This is a genomic window from Streptomyces sp. NPDC048295 (assembly GCF_040652135.1).
In the GTDB taxonomy this organism is placed as follows: Bacteria; Actinomycetota; Actinomycetes; order Streptomycetales; family Streptomycetaceae; genus Streptomyces.
On record NZ_JBEZLL010000009.1, the window covers coordinates 242,092 to 257,069 of the forward strand.

At 71.9% G+C, this 14,978-nt stretch carries 12 protein-coding genes; 4 read left to right on the forward strand and 8 right to left on the reverse strand.

Annotated features, from left to right (window positions below; genetic code table 11):
- Nucleotides 1–13: 13 nt before the first annotated feature.
- Complete coding sequence (locus AB0D53_RS16490; protein WP_362446238.1) at nucleotides 14–541, forward strand: DoxX family membrane protein; 528 nt, start codon at nucleotides 14–16, stop codon at nucleotides 539–541.
- 67 nt (nucleotides 542–608) lie between these two features.
- On the opposite strand, the gene AB0D53_RS16495 is transcribed toward AB0D53_RS16490, so the two are convergent.
- The 3 genes from AB0D53_RS16495 to AB0D53_RS16505 form a co-directional block, all read right to left on the reverse strand.
- Entirely contained in the window at nucleotides 609–2,228 is a 1,620-nt protein-coding gene (locus AB0D53_RS16495) for a chitobiase/beta-hexosaminidase C-terminal domain-containing protein (RefSeq protein WP_362446241.1), read from the reverse strand.
- A 218-nt stretch (nucleotides 2,229–2,446) separates the two neighbouring features.
- Nucleotides 2,447–4,120 carry an FAD-dependent oxidoreductase gene (locus AB0D53_RS16500; protein ID WP_362446244.1) on the reverse strand — a complete coding sequence of 558 codons (1,674 nt, stop codon included), beginning with the start codon at nucleotides 4,118–4,120 and terminating at the stop codon, nucleotides 2,447–2,449.
- A gap of 28 nt (nucleotides 4,121–4,148) precedes the next feature.
- Complete coding sequence (locus AB0D53_RS16505; protein ID WP_362446247.1) at nucleotides 4,149–5,063, reverse strand: diiron oxygenase; 915 nt, start codon at nucleotides 5,061–5,063, stop codon at nucleotides 4,149–4,151.
- Nucleotides 5,064–5,366: 303 nt separating this feature from the next.
- Between AB0D53_RS16505 and AB0D53_RS16510 the strand changes: the two genes are divergently transcribed.
- The 3 genes from AB0D53_RS16510 (at nucleotide 5,367) to AB0D53_RS16520 (ending at nucleotide 7,519) form a co-directional block, all read left to right on the forward strand.
- On the forward strand, nucleotides 5,367–5,810 hold the full coding sequence (locus AB0D53_RS16510; protein ID WP_362446250.1) for a hypothetical protein: 444 nt from the start codon (nucleotides 5,367–5,369) through the stop codon (nucleotides 5,808–5,810).
- Nucleotides 5,811–5,969: 159 nt separating this feature from the next.
- The gene (locus tag AB0D53_RS16515; RefSeq protein ID WP_362446253.1) at nucleotides 5,970–6,563 is read left to right on the forward strand and encodes a dienelactone hydrolase family protein; all 594 of its coding nucleotides are present in this window, start codon (nucleotides 5,970–5,972) and stop codon (nucleotides 6,561–6,563) included.
- A gap of 332 nt (nucleotides 6,564–6,895) precedes the next feature.
- The gene (locus tag AB0D53_RS16520; RefSeq protein WP_362446256.1) at nucleotides 6,896–7,519 is read left to right on the forward strand and encodes a GNAT family N-acetyltransferase; all 624 of its coding nucleotides are present in this window, start codon (nucleotides 6,896–6,898) and stop codon (nucleotides 7,517–7,519) included.
- A 50-nt stretch (nucleotides 7,520–7,569) separates the two neighbouring features.
- Here the strand turns inward: AB0D53_RS16520 and AB0D53_RS16525 are convergent, their stop codons facing one another.
- From AB0D53_RS16525 to AB0D53_RS16545, 5 genes are read right to left on the reverse strand one after another with little or no spacing between them, the layout of a single operon-like run.
- The gene (locus AB0D53_RS16525) at nucleotides 7,570–8,394 is read right to left on the reverse strand and encodes an ECF transporter S component (protein ID WP_362446259.1); all 825 of its coding nucleotides are present in this window, start codon (nucleotides 8,392–8,394) and stop codon (nucleotides 7,570–7,572) included.
- Nucleotides 8,391–10,046 carry an ATP-binding cassette domain-containing protein gene (locus tag AB0D53_RS16530; protein WP_362446262.1) on the reverse strand — a complete coding sequence of 552 codons (1,656 nt, stop codon included), beginning with the start codon at nucleotides 10,044–10,046 and terminating at the stop codon, nucleotides 8,391–8,393. The genes AB0D53_RS16525 and AB0D53_RS16530 overlap by 4 nt, the downstream gene beginning before the upstream one ends.
- Nucleotides 10,043–11,227 carry an energy-coupling factor transporter transmembrane component T gene (locus tag AB0D53_RS16535; RefSeq protein WP_362446265.1) on the reverse strand — a complete coding sequence of 395 codons (1,185 nt, stop codon included), beginning with the start codon at nucleotides 11,225–11,227 and terminating at the stop codon, nucleotides 10,043–10,045. Before AB0D53_RS16535 ends, AB0D53_RS16530 begins: the two co-directional genes overlap by 4 nt.
- Before the next feature lie 4 nt (nucleotides 11,228–11,231).
- Entirely contained in the window at nucleotides 11,232–12,158 is a 927-nt protein-coding gene (locus AB0D53_RS16540) for a hypothetical protein (protein WP_362446268.1), read from the reverse strand.
- Nucleotides 12,155–14,920 carry a prenyltransferase/squalene oxidase repeat-containing protein gene (locus AB0D53_RS16545; protein ID WP_362446271.1) on the reverse strand — a complete coding sequence of 922 codons (2,766 nt, stop codon included), beginning with the start codon at nucleotides 14,918–14,920 and terminating at the stop codon, nucleotides 12,155–12,157. Before AB0D53_RS16545 ends, AB0D53_RS16540 begins: the two co-directional genes overlap by 4 nt.
- Nucleotides 14,921–14,978: the final 58 nt, after the last annotated feature.

A 14,978-nucleotide genomic window follows, 5' to 3' on the forward strand; every position in this document is an offset into this window, starting at 1 on the left:
TGCGGAGACACCCATGGCCTGCCTCGACCGGCGTGACCTCGGCCTGCTCGTCCTGCGCGTCGGCACCGGCGCGGTACTGGCCGCGCACGGCACCCAGAAGCTGGCCGGATGGTTCGGCGGCGGAGGCATCCAGGGGACCACCGCCGCGATGGAGGCCATGGGCTTCCATCCGCCGAAGCACAGCGCGGTCGCCGCCGGGCTCGGCGAGGCGGGCGGCGGGGCGCTGCTGGCTCTCGGCCTCGCCACCCCGGCGGCCGGCGCGGCCGCGGCCGGGGCCATGGCGGGCGCCGTGGCCGTCCACGCGCCCGCCGGATTCTTCGCTCAGGGCGGCGGGTACGAGTACCCGGCGTTCCTCGGCTTCACCGCCGCGGCGATCGGCCTGACCGGGCCCGGCCGCTACTCCGTCGACCATGCCACCCGGCATGTCTTCAACCAGCCGTGGATGGTCGCCCTGGCCTTCGCGGGCAGTGCCGTCGCGGCGGCGGCCGTGGTCGGCAGACGCGCCAGGGGGCAGGTCGCGGTCGACCCCGACGCGACCTGACCACCCGGCAGGACCGGGACCGGACGGCACCCCAGGGAGGGAGCCGCCCGGTCCCGGATCCGGCCCGCTACCCGCGGAAGGCCAGCGACGCGGCCGGGGAGGCGTTCCCGTACGCGTCGACGGCGACGACCCGTGCCACGTACCGGCCGCCGTTCACGGCGCCCGGTACCGGGATGTCGAGCGTGTTCGGGCGGGGCATGAAGTAGTAGTCCGAGAGGACCTTGGACGTGACGACGGAGGCGCCGGTCGCGGCGTCGGTGATGTCGACGTCGTAGTGGTGGACCATCTGGTCGTCCTCGGCCTGCGCGATCCGCAGTGCCGTGCCGCCCTCGGCGTCACGGACCCGGGACAGCGGCCGGCTCGTGGTGAACCTCGGCGGGACCGTGTTGCGTGCGGCGTCCGTGTAGCGGAAGCCGTCCTTGATCTGCTCGCCCGTCGAACCCTTCAGCCGCACCGTCCAGGTGGAGCCGGCGAGCGTGCCCGCGCTGGCGTACGGCGGCTGCCAGTTCGCCGACCACTGGCCGCCGGTGTAGATGTCGTGCTTGTCCGCGGCCATGTTGACCCGTGCTATCTCCGTGCGGTTCTTGTAGACCTCGACGAACAGAGCCTGCGCGGTGGGCGACTCGAACCGGTCGGCGAGACCGTCCTCGGTGACCATCTGATAGCCGTGGTCGACCTCGATGTACGACATCGAACCGTCGTTGACCGAGGTGAAGTCGCGCTGGTGGATCGAACGGTCGTCATTGATGTTCAGGTGCGAGTGGCCGGAGAACAGGATGGCCTGCGGGAAGGCGCTCAGATCCTCGGCGAGCCGCGGGTTGGAGGCCTGCTGGCCGTCCATCGTCGTCCCGGTGGTGGGCCGGTGACCCTGCACCAGGACCGGCTTGCCCGCGTAGGACCTGTCGGCGGTGATCGCGGCGAGCCGCTGCTTGAGCCAGGCGCGCTGGGCCGTGTCGGAGTTGTACGTCTCGGTGTTGACCGTGAGGACGTGCAGGCCCTTCACCTCGGACTCGTAGTAGCCGCCGCCCGAGTCGGGGAACCAGGCCCCGGGGTACCCGGCCCGTATCGCGGCGAGGCTCGCGTCGTGGTTGCCGTTGGAGATCAGCAGTTTGGTGCCGGTCATGCCCTTGCGGGCGAGTTGGGTCTGGAAGATCTCCGAGACGATCCTGTGGTCGGGGCCCTTGCCGTCACCGTTGTCGTTGATCATGTCGCCGTTGGACAGGATCGCGTCGGGCTCGGGGAAGATCGACCCGATGGTGTCGAAGAAGCTCTCGTACTTCTTGTCGGCGCTCGCGTGGCTGCCGACATGCACATCGGACATGACGACGAGCCGGGCGAGCGGCTTCTCCCGCGACTTGATCAGATAGCCGTAGGACACCGGGACGCTGCTCCGCCCGCCCTGGAAGGCGACCGCGGTGACATTGGTGTCCTTCTTGATCCGCAGCGGACGGCCGGGGGAGTAGACGTGGCTGTCGCGGGTCGGGGTCGTGCCGTCCAGCGTGTAGCGGACGGTGGTGCCGTGCTCGGCCCGGAACTTCAGTTCGACCGCGTGCTCGTACCGCCCGCCCGGCACGCTGACACCGGGTGCGGCCGGGGTGTGCGTGCCGGGGGAGTCGGCCTGCGCGACAGCGGTCGGGGCGACGAGCGCGACGGACGTCGCGGCGATCACGAGAGGGGTGAGTCTCACGGGGGTCCCTGTTCTCCGGCCCGGGAAGTCCATGCTGGCTTCCCGGCCTGGTTGTATAACGGGTGAATAACCGGTCTGAACCAAGGACGTTAGGTGCCGTGTGCCTGCCGGCGGTGCGGTCCGGCCGACTTTCCGGTGAAGCGATCATGAACGTCTTGCCGGGATCGCCGGAGGGGAGGACGTGCGGACGGGGCCGGGCGGGCCCCGTCCGGTGATGCTCAGCCCGGCAGCTTCCAGCGGCCGCCCTTCGCCGCCGCGACCAGCTCCGGCACCGTGCCGAACTTGACCCTCGGTCGTCCGCCGTCACGGCCACGCGCCAGCTCGGCCCGGTCGATGGCCGCCAGCCCCTTGGCATCGACGACATGGCGGGTGCGGCTCCGGGCGAGCCGCAGGAAGGCCTTGGGCGCGGGCGCCGGTGAGGACAGGACACCGGCTACGGCATCGCCCAGGAGTGTGCCGACGGTCTCGGCGGCGCAGGCGCGGTTGGCTCCGATGCCGCCCGAGGGTCCGCGCTTGATCCAGCCGACGACGTACGTCCCCGGCATCCCCGCCACCCGGCCGCCCTCGTGCGGGACGGTGCCGGTCGCCTCGTCGAAGGGGAGCCCCGCGACGGGAACGCCGCGGTAGCCGACCGCGCGCAGCAGTGTGCCGGCCGGAATGTCCAGCTCGCCCTCGCCTCCTGTCACGCGCACGGCCCGCACGGTGTCGTCGCCGAGCGCCTGGACGGGTGCGGAGTGGAAGCGGAGGACGATGCGCCGGCCCGGGGCGGGTGGGCGGGACCAGTCCACCGTCTCGCGGGGCACGCCCCGCAGCAGGCCCGCCTTCTCGTCCGGGGCGGCGCCGTCGATCGCCCCGCCGGTCCGCGGGTCGTGGCCGTCGATGACGAGTTCCACGTCCGGCAGATGCTTGAGGGCGAGCAACTCGGAGGCGCTGTACGCCGCATGCTCCGGGCCGCGGCGGCCGAGCAGGACCACCTCGCGCACCTTCGAGGCGCGCAGGGCCGGGAGCGCGTGGTCCGCGATGTCCGTGCCGGCCAGGACCGACGGATCCGTGACGAGGATGCGGGCGACGTCGAGGGCGACATTGCCGTTACCGGCCACGACCACCCGTTCCGAGGACAGGTCGACGGCGTCCGGCGCGACCTCCGGGTGGGAGTTGTACCAGGCCACGAACGCGGTCGCCGAGATGCTGCCCGGCAGTTCCTCGCCCGGGATGCCGATGCGGCGGTCGGTGGAGGCGCCCACCGCGTAGATCACCGCATCGTGGTGGGCGGCGAGTTCCGCCGCGGTGATGTCCTTGCCGATCTCCACTCCGAGGTGCATCCGTACCCGGGGGTGGGTGTGGAAGCGTGCGAAGGTGTCGCCCACCTTCTTGGTCGCGGGGTGGTCGGGAGCCACCCCGTACCGTACGAGCCCGCCGGCCACCGGCAGCCGGTCGACCAGTGTCACCTCGGCGTTGGTGTGCAGCAGCAGGTCCTCGGCGGCGTACATGCCCGCCGGGCCCGTACCGACGACCGCGACGCGGATCGGTGCGAAGTCGGACGGCAGACCGCGCTCGAACGACGGCGCGTCCCAGTGGTGGAAGTTGGGGCTCCTGACATCCTGTCCGGGTTCCTGCCCGGGTTCCTGCGCGGGCTTCCGTCCGGCGAAGTACGCCGCGTTGATCGCGGCGTATTCCTGCTGTGCGGGGGGCAGGGCGTCCACCGGGAAGACGGCGTCCACCGGGCACGCGTCGGCACAGGCACCGCAGTCGATACAGGACTTCGGGTCGACGTACAGCATCTCCGTACTGCCGAACTCCCGCTCCTGCGGCGTCGGATGGATGCAGTTGACAGGGCAGACGGCGACGCAGGTGGCGTCGTTGCAGCAGGTCTGGGTGATGGCGTAGGTCATCTCGTCAGCTCGGGTCGCTCGGCTCGGATCAGATCAGGTCGGCGCGCTTGTAAAGAGCCAGCGCGGGCTTGGTGAGGAGTCGGGCCGAGGCCAGGAACTCCATCAGCCCCGAACAGCTGGACCGCATGAGGGACTTGTGGTGCTCGTTCGCACCCGCCTCGGCGAGCGCGCGCCGGGTGTCGAGCCCGGCGTTCGCGTAGACCTGCCGGTTCACCATGCTGGTGACGATGAAATAGGACGCGACGGCGATCACGAAAGCGTTGAGCTGCCGGCGCAGGGGGCCCGCGTGCCGCAGCCGCTTGCGGGTCTCGTCGCGGGCGAACTTCATGTGCCGTGACTCCTCGACGACATGAATGTTGTTGATGGTACGTACGAACGGCGCGACCCGTTCGTCCCGCATCCAGTCACGCTGCATGACGTCGAGCACTTCCTCGGCGACCAGGATCGCCGCGTACGCCGCCTCGCCGAAGGCGAGAGTCTTGAACGCCCGGCCGAGCTCGACCACCGCGCGGCGCGGCCGATAGGCCGGGGCGCCCAGCTTCGCCGCCCCACGGGCGAACATGATGGAGTGCCGGCATTCGTCGGCTATCTCCGTGAGGGCCCACTGGAACCGCGGGTCGGTCGCGTCCGTCGTGTAGATGTCGCGCAGCACCATCTGCTGCAGGATCATCTCGAACCAGATGCCGGTGCTGGCCACCGAAGCGGCCTCCTGCCGCGTCAGCTCCTTGCGCTGCGCATCGGTCAACTCGTCCCAGTACGCCGTGCCGTAGAGCGTGCTCCACTCCGGGCTCGCGCCGTGGAAGTCCTTGTCCAGCGGGGTGTCCCAGTCCACCTCGGTGACGGGGTCGTACGAGAGCTTCGCCGACGAGTCGAGCAGGCGCCGGGCGACGTCCTGCTCGCCGAGCCGGTCCTGGTCCTCCGGCCGAACGGTGCTGCTTGCCATGGTGCGGCTCCTCGAATCGACAGATCGACTCCATGCCGGCCGGCCGCGACCCCATCTCGTGCCGCTCGATGGGATCCAGGGCTGCCGAGCGCCTCCCTCGCTTGTTAGACGTCATGTCTAGCAAGCTGTTGGACGGAACGTATAACAAGAGTGCTGTGCGGGCCTACCCCCCGTGGCGAATCCGCTCGGTCGAACTTCGGAGCGAGGGGACGCCGGAGCTCCGCGGCGGCCCCCGGCCCGCGCGCCGGGGTCACCGTGCTGTACTGGTCCCTCATCCGCCCCGTCCGTCACCGGAGGCCACCCGTGGCACGGCTCCACGTTCGTACCGGCATCAACCCCGACGAGCCCGACGCGCCCGTCGTGACGCTCCGCGTCGACCCGGACGGCTCACCCGGTGAGCGCGCCGTCGCCCGGCTCGGTGACCACTGCTACGAGGGCGACGGTGTGCTGTTCCTGTCGCGGACCGACGGCTGGGCCGAACACACCCTCGACGGCCGCCGCCTGACGGTCGACATCGCCGTGTACCCCGCCCCGCTGGCGCGGGCGGGCGCTGACCTCGCCGTGTTCCCCGGCCGCTCGTCCGTCGACCCGGAGGCGGTGCTGGTCCTGCGGGCGGAGACCGAGGCGGACCCGGAGCTCTACGCGCGGGCGGCGCCCGCGACCGCGGTGTTCACCGGGGCCCCGGACCGGGCACTCGACGCCGACTCCGACCGGCCGATGCTGCTGGCGCCCCCGCCCGGGGAATGAGGAGGCTGCCGGACGCGGTCCGGGAAGCCGCCGCTGGTCCAGGGGTGCCGAATTGATCCACGGCCGCCGGATTGATCCACGGCCGCCGGATTGATCCACGGTCCCGGACCTTCTAGGTTCATGAACCGATCCTTGTTCGACAGCTGTTGGAGGCTCACGGTGGCCGAAGTATTCCTGTTTCATCACGCCCAGGGCCTGACCCCCGGTGTGACCGCCTTCGCTGACGCCCTGCGCGGCGAGGGACACACCGTGCACACCCCCGATCTGTACGACGGCCACATCTTCGACACCCTGGACGCGGGACTGGCGTACGCGGAGAAGACCGGCTTCGACGAGTTGCTCGACCGCGGTGTCCGGGCGGTGGCGGACTCGCCGGAGGCGCTGGTCTACGTCGGGTTCTCGCTCGGCGTGCTGCCCGCCCAGAAGCTGGCGCAGACCCGGGCCGGCGCCCGCGGCGCCGTGTTCGTCCACTCGTGCGTGCCGGCTTCGGCCTTCGGGGCGTGGCCGTCGGGGCTCCCGGTCCGTGTCCACGCCATGGAGGCGGACCGCCTCTTCACCGAAGAGGGCGACGCGGATGCCGCCCGCGCCCTGACCGACGAGGTCCCCGACGCCGAGCTGCACCTCTATCCCGGCGATCAGCACCTGTTCGCCGATGACTCACTGTTGTCCTACGACGCCGAGGCCGCCGCCCTGCTGCTCGACCGCACGCTGACCTTCCTCGGCTCCCTGGACACCGGCCCCCGGGACGTGTGACACGGCCCGTACGGCGGACCGGCGCCGGGACCACACCTGGAGCTCTCCACCGGCCGGATCCCACCCCCGCGCCGTCTCCGCCCTGTCGTCGCTGCCGTTGACCACAACGCCGCAGTCCTCCAACGCCGTTGCCGCCGTCCGCACCCGGCCGGCGGGCCCGGTCGGGGTGGTCGGGGCATCGACCGTGCCCGGATCCGGCCCTCTGCCGCGCCCCATGACAGCGAAAGCGGATGTCACGCGCCGAGCGACGTCGTAACATGCCACCCAGCTGATCGACCATTACTTGTTCCGTGAAGTGGTCAATGCTCCGGGAGGGCTTGATGGTTGCCGACATGGTGAGGACCTGGGTGGCGGGCTGGGCCGCGTCCCGGCGGACGCCTCCTCCGGTCGAGAAACCGTGGGGGTTCTACATCGAGGTGAGCGACAGTCCCGTGGAAGCGGGGCGCCATGTCCTGCCCGAGACCCGTGAGTCCCTGGTCCGTAGTGCCGCTGCCTCGGTGACCACCCCGCGGACGTGGATGAAGATGCCCGCGGAGCCGGAGACGATCGAGCCCTGGCTGCCTCAGGGGTGGGTCGTGGCCCGGGAGGAGACCGGGCATCTGATGGCCGTGGACCTGGTGGCCACGAACCCGGTCGCGCCCGAGGGTTGCACCGTGACCCTGGAGTCCGGTGGAGGCGTCATCCGCGTCCGGGTCCTGGACGAGGCGGGCCGGCAGGCGGCCAAGGGGCAGATGGCGGTCCTCGGGGGCGAGGCGGTCGTGGACCGGGTGGTGACCGAGGAGGCCCATCGGCGGCGCGGGCTGGGCGGCTTCGTGATGCGTACGCTCGCCGACCGTGCGCTGGGAGAGGGAGCGGTCCTCGGCGTTCTCGGCGCGACCGACGCCGGGCGCGCGCTGTACGAGACGCTGGGCTGGAAGAAGCACGCGACGCTCGCGGAGTGCGTCTACCGGCCCTGAAGACAGGGCGGTCGTGCGGTGCCGAAGTCGCCGGGGCCGTCGGCCGGGGTTCAGCCGGTCGCGGCGTCCGGGCCCGCGTCGCGGGGTGCGAAGCGGATCGGTGCCTGGAAGCGGGCCTTGCGGGCGGCGCGGCGGAAGACGGTGAGAACTGCGGGACCGGCCAGCGTGATGCAGACGAGGTTGGTGACGGCGCGGCCGGTGTCCCAGCCGAGGGAGGTGGCCAGGTCGAAGGCGATGTATCGCTGGAACTGCTCGGTGAAGGCAAGCCCCGGCAGGTAGGCGATCGAGCTGTTCGGATCGAGGGAGAAGGGCCAGAAGGAGAGGTTCAGGAGGAAGCCGAACAAGTAGCCGGAGAGCGAGCCGTAGACGGCGAGCATGAGGACTTCCCCGCGGCCGGTCGCCCTGGGAAGGAATCCGGCGAGCATGCCGACGAAGGCGCAGCCGAACATCTGGTAGGGCATCCACGGCCCCACGCCTCCGGTGATCAGCGCCGAGGCGAACAGGGAGGTGCACCCGAGGGTGAAGCCGAAGCCGGGGCCGTACACCCGGCCGGCGAGGACGAGAATGAAGAACACCGTCTCGATACCGGCCGTGCCCGCGCCGAGGGGACGGACGGCCGCGTTGACGGCGGACAACACGCCCAGCATGGCCAGCGCCTTGGAGTTGATGCCGCCCTCGGCGATCTCGGAGATCACCACACAGAGCACGATCACCAGCAGCACGCCGAAGATCAGCAGCGGGGTGTAGTTCGAGCCGAACTTCCCGGGCGCCACGAGGAACGGCCAGAAGAACGCGACGACGCCCAGGAAGGCGGCCATGGCGATGACGACCCCGGCCCGGGCACGGATGCGGATGGCCGCGGCGTACGTGCTCATGAGTCGGGGTCCGTTCCGTCGGCGGCGACCGCGGTGGCCAGTTGGTCCACGGTGAGGAAGGGCAGCGGTGCGAGGATCTTCGCTGTCTGCGGGGCGAAGACGGGGGAGGCGACGATGACTTCGCCGGTGGGGCCGTCGGCCACGACGTCGCCCTCGGCCATGACCACGACTCGGTCGGCCGCCCGCGCGACGAACTCCACGTCGTGCGTGGAGATCACCACGGCCCGCCCCTCGGCGGCAAGGGCGTTCACGATGCCGATCAGCTCGCCCTTGGCCCGGTAGTCGAGACCGCGCGTGGGCTCGTCCAGCAGCAGCACCCGTGGGGCGGCGGCGAGCTGGATGGCCAGGACGAGGGCCAGTTTCTGGCCCTCGGACAGGTCACGGGGGTGGGTGGTGTCGGGGATGCCGGGGGCCAGCCGGTCCAGGACGGTGCGGGCCCGTGTCCCGTCCGCCGCGACCCCGGACTCGGAATCGGCCTGGTCGAGCTCCTGCTTGACGCTTTCCAGGTAGAGCAGGTCGGTGGGGGTCTGCGGGACCAGACCGACGAGCCGCCGGGCCGCTGCCGCCGAGACCTTCTGCGGGTCCTGTGCCTTCGGGCCGCCGGGCCCGCCCACGGCGACCGAGCCGGCTCTGCGGGGACCGGAGCCCTGGAGGGCCCAGAGCAGGGAGGACTTGCCGGAGCCGTTGCGGCCCATGAGGGCGGTGATCTCCCCGCCGCGCAGGTCGACGTCGACCTCACGCACGGCGGGGACGCCCTGGTACGACACGGTGATCCCGCGTGCGGTGAGCAGCGTCGCGCGGTCCGCGTCGGGAACGGCCCGCACTGCCGGGGGCGCGACATGGGCCAGCCGGGTGCGCAGCGGTGCTGCGGCACGGCGGGCGTCGCGGATGGAGAGGGGGAGCGGGGACCAGCCGGCGGTACGGCCGAGTTCGACGATGGGCGGTGCGATGGACGAGGTGCGGAAGATCTCGGCGGGCGGCCCCGGGACCACGCGGCCGTCGCCGGGGAGGTGGATCACGCGGTCGGCGTACTGGACGACGCGCTCCAGGCGGTGTTCGGCGAGGAGAACGGTGACGCCGAGGTCGTGGACGAGCCGGGTGACGGCGGCCAGGACCTCTTCCGCCGCGGTCGGATCGAGGGCGGAGGTGGGTTCGTCCAGGACCAGGACCCGCGGATGGGCGGTGAGGACGGAGCCGATGGCGACGCGCTGCTGCTGGCCCCCGGAGAGTTCGTGCAGGGCGCGATGGCGCAGATCGGCGAGGCCGAGCAGGTCGAGGGTCTCCTCCACTCGTTTGCGCATGGTTGCCGGAGGTACGGCCAACTGCTCCATGGCGTAGGCGAGTTCCTCCTCCACGGTGTCGGTGACGAAGCCGTCGAGGGGGTCCTGGCCGACGACGCCCACGACATCGGCGAGTTCACGGGGCGGATGGTCCGCGGTGTCCCGGCCGTCCACGGTGACGCGTCCGTGGAGGGTGCCGCCGGTGAAGTGGGGGACGAGGCCGTTGACCGTGCCCAGCAGGGTGGACTTGCCGATGCCGGTGTGGCCCACGACGAGGCAGAGTTCGCCTTCCTCGACCGTGAGGTCCACGTCCCGCAGGACGGGCTCGGCCGTGTCCTCGTACTGGACGGTGACCTGGTCGAAGGTGATCACTTGTTTTCCTCGGTGCGCTGCGTGGGGACGGCCGGTCGGACGGGTGTGTTCGGCGGCGGGGCCAGGAACCCGGCGGCGCCCGCGAGGAGGACCGCGGCGGCGGGGACGGGCGGCAGCGGCGGCCAACTGAGCGGGTAGATGGAGGGATTCAACTCCGCCGCGTCGAAGCCGATGCCGGCGAACAGGAGCAGGGCGGACAGGACCCCGCAGCCCGCGACGGCCCACTCGGCGGCCCGCCAGGGGTCCGGCCGGTAGGTCGTGCGGGTGACCCTGCGCCCGCCGAGGCGCAGGCCGGCGACACACAGCAGCCCGCCGGCCATGAGCGCGGGGAATCCGAGCAGGGCGGGTGCGGTGGCGTCGAGGAGCCCGTAGGCACCGGCACACAGGCCGCACATGCCGAGCAGCATGAGGGCACCGGTCGCGCGGCGGGAGCGCCGAGTGGCTGAGCCGGCACGGCCGTAGCCGCGGGAGTCCATGGCGGCGGCCAGCCGGAGGGAGCGCTCCAGGGCGTCTTCGAGGACGGGGACGACGATGCCGCGCAGGGCCCGCAGACCCTTGGTGCGTCCGGCCCGCAGCCGCCGGGCCCGGTGCACGCGCTGGACGCTCTGCACCAGTTGGGGCGCCACGCTGATGGAGACGGTGACGGCGACACCCAGCTCGTACAGGGCGCCCGGCAGTACGCGCAGTGCCCGCTTGGGGTTGGCGAGGGTGTTGGCGGCGCCGATGCAGCAGAGCAGACAGGCGAGGCGGAGCCCGTCGGTGGCGGCCGACAGCAACGCCTCCAGCGAGACGGGGCCGCCGAGCCGGATGCCCGCGTACCAGTCGGGGGTCGGGATGTGCGGGAGCGAGAAGAGGAAGTGGTCGTGGGGGGTGATGCCGGTGGCGAAGACGGCACGGAAGACCACACGGATCGCCACGACGGTCAGGGCCAGGTAGAGGTAGTACTTGAAGCCCTTTGCCCAGGGGGCCTCGGTCCGGCGCATGGTGATGACGTATCCGAGGACCGTGAGGACCAGGAACAGCAGCAGCGGATTGTTCGTGCGGCTGACGGCGGTGGCGAGGGCCAGGGCCCAGATCCACCAGGCGACGGGGTGCAGTGTGCGGGGCAGCCGGCGGCCGCCGGTGTCCGGCGCGAGGCCGGACGCCGGCGGCTGGGCCGTGTCCGTGGTGGTACGGCGCACGCGGCTACTCCGCACGGCGGCGCTTCGCCGCGTACCAGGCGGCACCGCCGATCAGCAGGACGAGCGCACCGGTCGCCACGGCGGGCAGGTACGAGCCCACATCGTGCTCGGCGTCGGCCGCGGGCGCCGCGTCGACGACTCTCGGGCCGGAAGCGCGCGCACCGGACGACGGTGATGCGGAGGGGGTCGGCGAGACGCTCGGAGAGGGGCTCGCCGACGCCGACGCACTCGGTGGGGCCGAGGGGCTCGGTGGTGGTGTCGACGCGGGAGGCGTCGGGTCCGCCGGGGGCGGGTTCTCCGGCTCGGGACCGGTGTTGGCGTCCGGCGGCAGCGGCGGCGCGGTGCGGGTGTCCTCGGGGACGGGCCCGCCACCGGTGGGCCTGGTGTTCTTGGCGCGCAGCTGGTCGGGAGTGACCGTGGGCCGGCCCTGGGTGCCCTCGATGTTCGTCCCACCGAAGATCCACAGATCGACGCTGCCGGGCTTCGGCTTGTAGAGCATGGCGCCCAGCTGGCTGTACTCCCAGGTGCTCTGCCCCGGGCCGGCGTGCCAGTACGACCAGTAGGCGGAGGCGGGCGGTGTCAGTACGCAGTCGTCCTGCTTCGGCGTCGGGTACTGCTTGCCGCCCTGGTGGCCGCTGTATCCGATGCGGCAGATGAAGGCGGCGCCGTCGTGGCCGGTGCCGGTGGTCCGCCAGCCGCCCTGGTTGAGGAGCTCGTACCCGGTGGTGGGAGTGGTTCCGCAGGATCGGTAGACGGGCCCGCCCCAATGGCTGAAATCCACGGCGAGCACCGCACCGGAGGATGTGGTGCACCGGCCCATCGGCTGCGGGGCGGCCCCCGCCGGAGCCGAGGTGGCGGCGAACGCCGCCGTCGTCAGCCCCAGCGCGGCTGCCGTGCGGGCCAGGGCGCGCAGCACACGACCGCTTCTCATGCCTCGCTCCCCGTGGTTCCGCGGCGGCGCCGGGCGGCGCGGGCCGTGCCCCAGCCGCCGAGCATCAGCAGCACGGCGGCGATGGCGAGGGCGAGGGTCTGCGCGCCGGTGGAGGCGAGGACGCCGCCCGAGCCCGAGTCCTCGCTCGTACCGGTACCGCCCGTCTCCTCGCCCGGGGTCACGATGGCGGGGGTGGACGGCCGGCCCGAGCCGCTGGGCGCGGGCTCCGGATCAGTGCCGTCCAGGCTGCGTGTGAGGGTGCCGAAGGAGATTCCGGTGGCGCCCCCGACGGCCTGGGCCGAGGCGCGGACGTCGGATCCGGGCTGGCCGCCCTTGACGACGTTGAACCCGCCGTCGGTGTTCTGCTGCGAGGCGAGGAACGTGCGGGCCTTGGCGATGCGGTCCGCGTACTTCGTGGCGTCCAGCGACAGCCCCTGTACCGCCAGGGCGGCGGAGTTCACGGAGTTGCCGGAGGCGCCCGGGAACCCGCCGTCCGCCAGCTGCCGGCCGGCCAGCCAGGCGAGGGCCTTGTCCACGGCCGCCTGCGAGTCGGCGTCGGGCAGCAGATCCAGGGTCATCGCGGCCATCGCGGTGGAGTCGACCTCGATGTCGCTCTTCTCGCCGATCAGGCTCGGCCAGGCGCCCGAGGGATCCTGGAGGCTCTTGAGGTAGGCGATCGGTTCGGCCGCGGCGGCCGTCTCGCCCGCGCGGACCTGGGCCATGACCCCGAGCGACTGGGAGAAGACGGACGTGGCGTAGGTGTAGTTGCCCTTGGCCGCGCAGGGCCTCGGCGTCGGTGTCTTCGCCGGGCAGATGGCCTTGGCCAGTGCGCCGATCAGGTCCTGTCCGCCGAAGTCACGGGGGTCCCGGCCCACGACCTCGGCCAGGACGGCCGCCTTGCCGATGAAGCCGCCGCCTGCGTACGTGGTGCCGATCAGGGTCCAGTCGTGGATTCCGCGTCCCTTGCCGTCCTTGCCGCCCTTGTCGAGAAAGTCGACGATGTTGCGCAGGGCGGCGTTGTCGTGGCCGGTCGCGGCGAGCGCGTAGGCACCGTCGATGGTCAGGCCGAAGTCGGCGAACCCGGAACCCTTCGCGTTCTCGTAGTAGTGACCCTGTACCAGTCGCCTGTGATCGGTGAGGTACGCGCTGCCCTTCTTCAGGTCGGGCCCGTCACCTGCCGGGGGCGTGCTCGTCGGGTCCGGGGTGGGTGTGGTCGGTGGGGTCGCCTTCCTGGCGGTGAGCGCGACCAGGTCGCTCTTGGCACCCGCGATGACCACCGGGGTGGTGGCGAACACCCGGGGGTCGGTCTCGCCCTCCTCGAAACCGAAGCCGCCCTTGGGTAGTTGCTGCTCGGAGAGCCAGGAGACACCCGCGTCGGCCCGGTCCGTGTCGCCCAGGGCGCGCAGGGCCTGTGCGGCCCAGCCGGTGGGGCCCGCGCTGCCGGTCGTCAGGTACGAGGCGGAGGGCCAGGCTCCGGTCGGGAGCTGGGACTTCTTGAGGTAGGCCCGCGCCTTCTCGACCGCCGCGCCGTGGCCGCCGGCCCGCTTGAGGGCCAGGGCGATCAGTCCGGTGGAGCTCGCGTCGCTGTCGCACCACTCGCCGGCCCTGATGAGGATGCCCGTGAAGCCACCGTCCTCGCACTGGAGTCCGGTCAGCCGGGTCACGGCGTCGGCCGGGGGTGTCACCTCACCGTTCAGCAGGGCGATGACGGCCATGGCCTGGGCGTCGGCCTGTCCCGTGGAGCGGAAGTCGCCCTTCGTGAGGCAGCCGGGGATCGTTTCGCCGTCGCCGATGTCCCTCGGGCAGACGTACTCGACGAGGTCACCGAGAAGGTCGTGGCCGCCGAAGTCGCGCGGGTCCTTGCCGGTGGCCTCGGCCACGAGTGCCAGACGCGCGGCGGCCGAGGCATCGGGAATCCCGTCCTTGCCGGCCGGGTAGGCGTACGTGTCCGTCTGCGCGGGTGAAGCGAGGAACGAAGCGGCCTTCTGCGCCACCGGGCTCTTCGGGTCGGCGGCGGCCAGGGCGTAGACGACCTCGGTGGTGAGCATGTGGTCCGGCGCGGTGGCGCCCTCGTCGACGACCCGTTCCTCGTCCGTCAGCATCCCGGTGAGCCAGCGGGTGGCGGCAGCCACGTCGACCGGGGCCGGAGGCCTGGTCGGGCCCGTGGGATCGGTGGGTTCCGTGGTGGGGACACCGCTCCTGGCCCGTACGTCGTCGGGGGAGAAGGTGGGCTTGCCCGTGGTGCCGCCGACATCGGTGCCGCCGAACACCCAGGCGTCCACGTCACCGGCCCCGGGGGTACGGGACATGGCGCCGAGGGGGCTGTAGGTCCAGCTCTTCTGCCCGGGGGAGGCGATCCAGTACGACCAGTACGCGGTGGCCTGCGGGGTGAGGACGCAGTCCTCCTTGGCCGGGGTCGGGTACTCCGTACCGGAGTCGAAGGAGCCGTTGCCTATGCGGCAGATGAATCCGTCGCCGTCGTGGACGGTACCGGTGGTTCTGAACCCTCCCTCGTGCAGCAGCTCGTAGCCGGTGGTGGGCGTGGTGTCGCAGCCGCGCACCACCGGCCCGCCGAAGGGGCCGAAATCCACGGCGACAATGGCCCCGGTCGTGGCGGTGCACTCCTCGACGGGGTCGGCGTTCGCCGGTGACGCTGTGAAGAACGCCACTCCGGCACCGAGAGTCAAGAACGAGGCGGTCAGCAGGGACAGCAGACGCTGTCTCCTGCCTGTCCGCCGTTCCGGCTGCTGTTCGGTCCTCACCGCGGCCCCCTCGTCAATGCCGGGCGGCTGCGTACGTGGCGATTGACCCCCCACCGGG